We start from the raw sequence: 1,718 nt of genomic DNA, 5'->3' as shown, positions 1-1,718 counted from the left end.
AACAAACGCCTTGCAGAAATCGACAGCCAAATGAGCCAAGCAGAACAAAATTTAAAATACCAAGAAATCAAAGCTCCGGTAGATGGAACTATCTTTGAGCTAAAACCTCATGGACCAGGTTTTGTTACCAATTCTACCGAACCCGTTTTAAAAATTGTTCCAAGTGACAGTCTAGTTGCTAAAGTTTTCATCACCAATAAAGATATTGGCTTTGTGAAAGAAGGGATGGAAGCAGATATTAGAATCGACTCTTTTCCATTCCGGGAATTTGGCGATACAAAAGGTCGTTTAACCTGGATTGGCTCGGATGCTCTACCACCCGAACAAATTCGCCCGTATTATACGTTTCCTGCCAAAGTTAGCTTAGATAATCAGTCTCTTTTAATTAAAGGTCGAGAAGTCCCGCTGCAATCAGGGATGTCGGTAAGTGTCAACCTGAAGGTACGTAAACGCACAATCATGAGCATTTTCACTGATTTATTTATGGATAAAGTTGAAGGCTTAAAGACGGTTCGCTAGGGTTTCTTAGCAGAAAGATGGAATAGGGAGAGGGAAGTTTGGAAAAAGTTGCATAGGACGCGATCGCGCTCGTTGCCAGACCAGGGAGCGGAGTATCCTGGGAAATAAGTTCTGGAGAGGTATCCTCATGCTGAAGCTTTATCACACTCCCCTTTCCGCTAACTCAAGGCGCGTATGGGTGGCGCTACTGGAGAAAGAAATTCCCTTTGAGCTGGTATCGCTGAATATGGATGGCGATCAATTTCACCCAGAATTTCTAGCGATGAATCCCTTCCACCACATTCCAGTTTTAGTGGATGATGGCTTTAACGTTATAGAATCCTTAGCCATCCTTGACTATCTAGAGGCAAAATATCCCACGCCTGCCTTACTACCTACGGATGCCAAGGCGCTAGCAACCGTGCGGATGGTGGAAATGGTGACTGTCAACGAACTGTTGCCTGCCATAAACCCATTCGCCAATCAAATGATGGGCTTGGATGCAGACGCACAGCAGTTGGAGCAGTCAAAGCAGAAAATTCTGACAGTGCTGAACTTTTTTGAGAGTCTACTGGGCGACGATCGATACTTTGCAGGTAGCGCTAGTCTCACCCTCGCTGAGATTGTCGCCGGAACGATGGTGCCGTTGTTGCCTATGCTAGGCGTATCGCTGGATAACCATCCCAAACTGAGTGCCTGGTGTGAGAACTTGGTGCAGCGTCCTGCATGGCAAAAAACCCAGCCCACTCAGGAGGCAATTGAAGCCTTTAAGCCTCGATTCAAAGAGTTGATGGCAGCACGGCAGAACCAGTCTTAATCCCAGTTAGTAGGTGTAATCGTGAACTGATTCAGATGCGAGAACAACCGTGGAGCCTCCCGCCCTAGGAATGGTTTCAACAAAGTTAACTTAAGATAATAAATACCTGACAAATTAACAGGGAGAGTGCTTCCTCAGTCGTCAATCACCCCAGAAGCAGGCGGGAGGAGCGATCGCTTTACCCTGTTGACATCCCACCACTCGCCATCTGTCAAATGAACATCCTGAACAATCTGCTTTTCCAACCCCCTCAACCTCCCCGCGAGAAAAAACAACGTCGTGGCGTTGAAATTAAGTCACAGCGTGAAATTGAAATCATGCGACAGGCGGCGAAGATTGTGGCAACCGTGCTGAAAGAAATTCAAGAGATGGTGCAGCCCGGTATGACAACGGCGGATTTAGA

At 46.6% G+C, this 1,718-nt stretch carries 2 protein-coding genes and 1 pseudogene; all 3 read left to right on the top strand.

Annotation, left to right across the window (positions count from 1 at the left end; translation table 11 throughout):
* Positions 1-519 (top strand): HlyD family efflux transporter periplasmic adaptor subunit (locus H6F50_RS09865; protein ID WP_190428561.1); only part of this gene is annotated, 519 nt, incomplete at its 5' end.
* A gap of 127 nt (positions 520-646) precedes the next feature.
* Complete coding sequence (locus H6F50_RS09860; RefSeq protein WP_190428560.1) at positions 647-1,315, top strand: glutathione S-transferase family protein; 669 nt, start codon at positions 647-649, stop codon at positions 1,313-1,315.
* 215 nt (positions 1,316-1,530) lie between these two features.
* Positions 1,531-1,718 (top strand): annotated as a pseudogene (locus H6F50_RS09855) (type I methionyl aminopeptidase); the annotation flags it as partial.

The sequence above is a fragment of the Coleofasciculus sp. FACHB-712 genome, assembly GCF_014695635.1.
Lineage (GTDB): Bacteria > Cyanobacteriota > Cyanobacteriia > Cyanobacteriales > FACHB-T130 > FACHB-T130.
This window is presented reverse-complemented; position numbering and strand designations above follow the sequence as displayed.